The sequence below is a fragment of the Streptomyces sp. genome, assembly GCF_035644915.1.
In the GTDB taxonomy this organism is placed as follows: domain Bacteria; phylum Actinomycetota; class Actinomycetes; order Streptomycetales; family Streptomycetaceae; genus Streptomyces.
Genome location: NZ_DASQNP010000068.1, coordinates 1 through 5,312 on the forward strand (window position 1 = coordinate 1; position 5,312 = coordinate 5,312).

The window sequence follows — 5,312 nt, forward strand, 5'->3', positions numbered from 1 at the left end:
GGACTCCCGCCCCGTAGGGGGGTAAGGCTCCCGGGAGACGACCGGGTTGATAGGCCAGAGATGGAAGCCTCGTGAGGGGTGGAGTTGACTGGTACTAATAGGCCGAGGGCTTGTCCATAGCTGCTTGCGTCCACTGTGTGGGTTCTGAGACCACGACCGGTTGGTTGGTGGTTGTGTGTTTCGGTGGTCATGGCGAAGGGGAAACGCCCGGTTACATTCCGAACCCGGAAGCTAAGCTCTTCAGCGCCGATGGTACTGCACGGGGGACCGTGTGGGAGAGTAGGACGCCGCCGAACAATATTTAAGGCCGTGGTCCCTGGAAGTAATTCCAGGGACCACGGCCCTTTTTTATTCCGTTACCGGGAGTTCACGTGGCGCCGTCAGCATCGCAGTCATGGGGACGACGACTCTGGTCAACACGCTGCGCGCGAAGCTCAAGGAGCAGCACATAGGCATCGGTGACGAGGTGGTCGTGCCCGCCTACGGTGGCAGTGAAGTGGCCGCCGCCGTGCGGGAGGTCGGGGCGCTGCCGGTCTTCGCCGACATCGAACCGGGGAGTCTGTGCCTCGACCCCGGGGCCGTCGCCACGGTGTTGAACGAGCGGACCGCTGCCGTGTTCCCCGTGCACCTCTTCGGGCACCCGGCCGACATGGTGTGCCTGCGCGCGTTGGCGCAGCGGCACGGGGTGGACGTGATCGAACCGCACGAGGAAGCGGCCGTCTCCTCGATGGAGGCGGCGCGGCGCCGGCAGCACGCGGAGTTCCTGAGCGCCCGGTTGACCGGCGTGGTCGTACCGCCCGTCGCGACCGGCGTGCGGCACACGTACGAGCAGTACGTGGTGAGGGTGCCGGGGAACGGACGGCCCGACCGGGACGCCTTCCAGCAGGCGTTGAGGGCGCGGGGGGTGCCGTGCCACGTGCCGGTGAAGACTCCCGTGTACCGGCTGCCGGAGTTCCGGACGGACGTGTGGCTGCCCGAGACCGAGCGGGCGGCGGCGGAGTGTCTGGCGCTGCCGCTGGACGCGTCGATGACCCGCCGCGAGCTGCAGAGGATCGTCTCGGCCTGCAACGCGCTGGGCGGACTGCTGATGGAGCCCGCCTGCTGACGAGACGCAGCGCCGGGAGCGGCGGTCGCAGTGGCCGGGGTGGTCAGAGGGGCTCCGGAATTCAGGTATGATCTATCTCGCTGGCGCGCCCCAATAGCTCAGTCGGCAGAGCGTCTCCATGGTAAGGAGAAGGTCTACGGTTCGATTCCGTATTGGGGCTCGGGTAGTTGAGAACGGTGTGGCCCCCGCTTCCGGCGGGGGCCACACCGTTTGTCGTGAGCGCCATGGGTGTCATGGGCGGGAGGCGCCTCCCCGTCACTCCGGGACGCGCATCGCGAGGATGGCCATGTCGTCCGAGGGCGCGTCGGCGGCGAAACGCTCCACCGCGCGCATGATGCGCGCGGCGACGGCGCCCGCCGTCAGGCCCGTGCACGTGGTGAGGACGTCCGCGAGACCGTCGTCGCCCAGCATGCGGGTGCCCTCGCGGCGTTCGGTCACGCCGTCGGTGACGCACAGCAGGACGTCGCCCGGGTCCAGGGTGACCGTTTCCTCGTACAGCTCCAGGTCGTCCATCACCCCGAGCAGCGGCTGCGGTTCGGCGGCCGGCTCCACGCTGCCGTCCTGGCGCAGCCGCAGGGGCAGCGGATGGCCCGCGCAGACGACCTTGAGGGTCGCGCCGCCCTCCGGCTTCGGCCACAACTCGCCGTAGAGCAGGGTCAGGAAGCGGCTGCGGGCGCCCTCGTCGAGGATCGCGGCGTTGAGCCGCTCCAGGACGGCCGGGCCGCCGAACCCCTCGCGGGCCAGGAGGCGCAGCGCGTGGCGGGCGAGGCCGGTGACCGCCGCGGCCTCGGGGCCGGTGCCGCAGACGTCGCCGATGGCGAAGCCGTACGCGCCGTCACGGATGGGGAAGAGGTCGTAGAAGTCGCCGCCGACCTCGTTGCCCTCGCCCGCGGCGCGGTAGATCACCTCGACCTCGACGCCGGGCACCTCGGGGAGCTCGGGCGGCAGCAGGCTGCGCTGGAGGGACTGGCTGATGGCGGTGCGCTCGCTGTAGAGCCGGGCGTTGTCGAGGGCGAGGGCGGCCCGGCGCGAGAGGTCCTCGGCCAGCTCCAGGATCTCCTGGCGGAAGCGCTCCTCGGTCGGCTTGCCCAGCGTCAGCATGCCGATGACGCGGTTGCGGGCCACCAGCGGCAGCACCACCGTCTCCCCGCCGACCGCGGAGGCGGTGGCGAGGGTGGTGCCGGCGACGTTGGAGGTGATGGAGGAGGAGGGGGCGCCGGTCAGGCCGCTCTGGTCCAGGCCCAGGCTGCGCAGGGAGGTGCGCAGGGCGGCGGAGTGCGCCGCGTCTCCCGGAGCGGTCCACACCCGGGCGCCGGGGGTGGGCACCGGATCGGGCGGGGGGACCTTGGCCAGCAGCGCCTTGAGGCCGTCGATGCGGTCCTCGTCCTCGTGCAGGACGTAGGAGAGTTCGGGCTCGGAGGACTGGTCGGCGATGGTGTAGACGGCGCACCAGGAGGCGAGGGTGGGAACCGTCATCTGGGCCATCAGGGCGAGCGTCTGGTCGCGGTCGAGGGTGCCGGCCAGCAGGTCGGAGGCCTCGACGAGGAAGGACAGCGAGCCGCGGCGCAGCCGCTCCAGCTCGGTCAGCCGCGCGGATTCCACGGCGAGCGCGATCCGGTCGGCGGCGAACTGCAGGCGCAGCGCCTCCTCGTTGGTGTAGCGGCCCGGTGCCTCGGCGGAGACGCCCAGGGAACCGGTCAGCCGCCCCTCGACCTTCAGCGGGACGGTGACGACCGAGCGCATGCCCGTGCCCTCCAGGAGGGGCACCGCGCCGGGCACGGCGGTGAGGTCCTCGTGGACCGAGGGGAGCCGGGCCGAGCCGTAGCGTCCGCTGCCCGCCTCCACGGGGACGCGGGCGAAACGCTGGCGGGCGGACGGCAGCCCGGTGGTGGCGCGCACCTCCAGTTCGGTCTCGTCGTCCGTGGCCAGCAGGAGGAACGCGGCGTCGCCGTCGAGCATGTCGCGGGCGCGTTCGACGGTGCGCTGGAGGAGGCCGTCGAGGTCGTCCGGAGGAGGTGAGCCGATGAAGATCTCGAAGGGATCGGCGCCGCCGCGGTCGCGGCTCTCGGAGGCGCCCGCGGTGTCGGACGCCGCGCCGCGCGCCGGGGACTGCAGCACCGCGCGTTCGTGGTCGCGCACCAGCAGGCAGACGGTGGAGGGCTCGCCGTCGGCGTCGCGGACGCGCAGGTGGGAGGCGTAGACGGGGATGGTGCGGCCGTCGGCGCCGCGGATGCCGTACGAGCCCTCCCAGCGGGAGAGCGCCAGTGCCTCGGCGATGCCGGTGCCGATGCCGGGAGTCTGGGGCCAGGCGGCCAGGTCGGTGAGGGGTTTGCCGGTGACCTGCTCGGAGGTGTATCCGAACAGCTCGCGCGCGTCGTCGTTCCAGGAGGAGATGGTGCCGCCGCGGTCGACCTGCACCACGGCGACGCGGACCCGGGGATCGGCGACGGGCAGGGCGCTGTCGGGGAGGGCGGGACCGGCGCTGCGGGTGCCGACCGGCCGCTCGGGGAGGTCGAGGCGGAACCAGACGCGCTTGTCGGTGGAGGTGTACTCCACGCCCCAGCGGTCGGCGAGCGAGGCGCACAGCAGCAGGCCGCGGCCCCCCTCGCGGTCGGGGTCGCCGTAGTGATGGCCCAGGTCCTGCACGGGCAGGCCCCGGTCGGGGTAGTGGTCGGCGACCTCGACGCGTACGCTGCCGTCGCCGTCGCGCAGGCACAGGACGTCCGCGGCCGTCCCGGCGTGGACGACGGCGTTGGTGACCAGTTCGCTGGTGAGGACGACGGCGTCGTCGACGATGTCGGTCAGTCCCCAGCCCTGGAGGGTGTCGCGCACGAAGGCGCGCGCGGCCGCGACCGAGCGTCCGACCGGCTCGAAGGTAGCCGCAGCTCGCGCCGTGATCACTGTTCTCCCCATGGCTCTGTCGTCGGCGTCGCCGCCGGTTGCGCGCGTCGGTGTCAAAGGTGCCCGCTGGGCGCCCACCGCCGCTGCGGTCAGCCCCTGCCCGGCACTCGCCTCGTCCACCGCAGCGCCCCTCCGATACCCGTCGTGATCACGTACCATCGCGGTCCCGGCAGACCGGGACGGATGGACAGCCGGATGCCAGGTTACTTACGTTCGCGATACGAGCGGGCCCCGGATGCGGGTGTTTCCCTCTTGAGGCGGTCGGTCGGCGGTGTGCGATGCTGCCGAACTGTTATCGCCTGGTTCCGCCATGGTGAAACACTGGGAAGGCTCGTGGCGGATGCCCGGGCGGAACGTTCGACCCAGCGGGAGGGACACGGTGCAGTCTGGCGGAGCGGCGCGAGGCGCCAGCACGCGCACAAAAGGTGGACGTTCTCGGGCGAACGGGACGATCGAAGTGGACGCGGCCGCGGTCAACCGGCTGCTGGCCGCCCTCAAGGCGATGCGCGACGGGAACTTCCGCAAGCGCCTCACCGTCGCCGGCGACGGACCGATGGCCGAGATCGCGGCCGTCTTCAACGAGGTCGCCGACCGCAACCTCCACCTGACCAGTGAACTCGCCCGCGTGCGCAGGGTCGTCGGCCGGGACGGCAAGCTGACCGAGCGGCTGGAGACCGGGGCCTGCGAGGGTGCGTGGGCCGCGGCCATCGACGCGTCGAACGCGCTGGTGGACGACCTCGTACGGCCCGTCTCGGAGGTCGGCCGGGTGCTGTCGGCAGTGGCCGAGGGCGACCTGGAACAGCGGATGGACCTGCGGGTCCAGGGGCCGGGCGGTACGACGCATCCGCTGCGGGGCGAGTTCCTGAAGGTGGGGCGCACGGTCAACGGGCTGGTCGACCAGCTCTCGACGTTCACCGACGAGGTGACGCGCGTCGCCAGCGAGGTGGGCACCGAGGGCAAGCTGGGCGGCCAGGCGCGGGTGCGCGGCATGTCCGGCTCCTGGAAGGACCTGACGGACTCCGTCAACACCATGGCCTCCCGGCTGACCGCGCAGGTCCGCGACATCGCGCTGGTGACCACCGCGGTCGCCAAGGGTGACCTGTCCCGCAAGGTCACCGTGCACGTGGCCGGCGAGATGCTGGAGCTGAAGAACACCGTCAACACGATGGTGGACCAGCTCTCCGCCTTCCAGTCCGAAGTGACGCGCGTCGCCCGGGAGGTGGGCACCGAGGGCGAACTGGGCGGTCAGGCGCGGGTGCCGGGCGCGGCCGGCGTGTGGAAGGACCTGACGGACTCGGTCAACACC

Annotated in this window: 3 protein-coding genes, 1 tRNA gene and 2 rRNA genes; 5 read left to right on the plus strand and 1 reads right to left on the minus strand. The window is 71.8% G+C overall.

Annotated features, from left to right (window positions below):
- From VE546_RS06905 to VE546_RS06920, 4 genes are all read left to right on the plus strand, one after another.
- Window positions 1-118 (plus strand): 23S ribosomal RNA (locus tag VE546_RS06905); the annotation flags it as partial.
- Window positions 119-179: 61 nt separating this feature from the next.
- Window positions 180-296: ribosomal RNA gene (gene rrf / locus VE546_RS06910) — 5S ribosomal RNA — on the plus strand.
- A gap of 98 nt (window positions 297-394) precedes the next feature.
- Window positions 395-1,105, plus strand: a complete 711-nt coding sequence (locus tag VE546_RS06915) for a DegT/DnrJ/EryC1/StrS family aminotransferase (protein WP_324919640.1) — start codon at window positions 395-397, stop codon at window positions 1,103-1,105.
- Window positions 1,106-1,192: 87 nt separating this feature from the next.
- Window positions 1,193-1,265, plus strand: a tRNA-Thr gene (locus tag VE546_RS06920).
- Window positions 1,266-1,360: 95 nt separating this feature from the next.
- On the opposite strand, the gene VE546_RS06925 is transcribed toward VE546_RS06920, so the two are convergent.
- A complete protein-coding gene (locus tag VE546_RS06925; RefSeq protein ID WP_324919644.1) occupies window positions 1,361-4,006 on the minus strand; it encodes a SpoIIE family protein phosphatase in 2,646 nt (881 codons plus the stop codon).
- 457 nt (window positions 4,007-4,463) lie between these two features.
- Between VE546_RS06925 and VE546_RS06930 the strand changes: the two genes are divergently transcribed.
- Window positions 4,464-5,312: HAMP domain-containing protein (locus VE546_RS06930; RefSeq protein ID WP_324919642.1), on the plus strand; the 849-nt coding region annotated here is incomplete at its 3' end.

Bases quoted from the DNA above. Each gene is read 5' to 3' on its own strand.
- VE546_RS06915 (WP_324919640.1), top strand. From the start codon at position 395: ATGGGGACGACGACTCTGGTCAACACGCTGCGCGCGAAGCTCAAGGAG.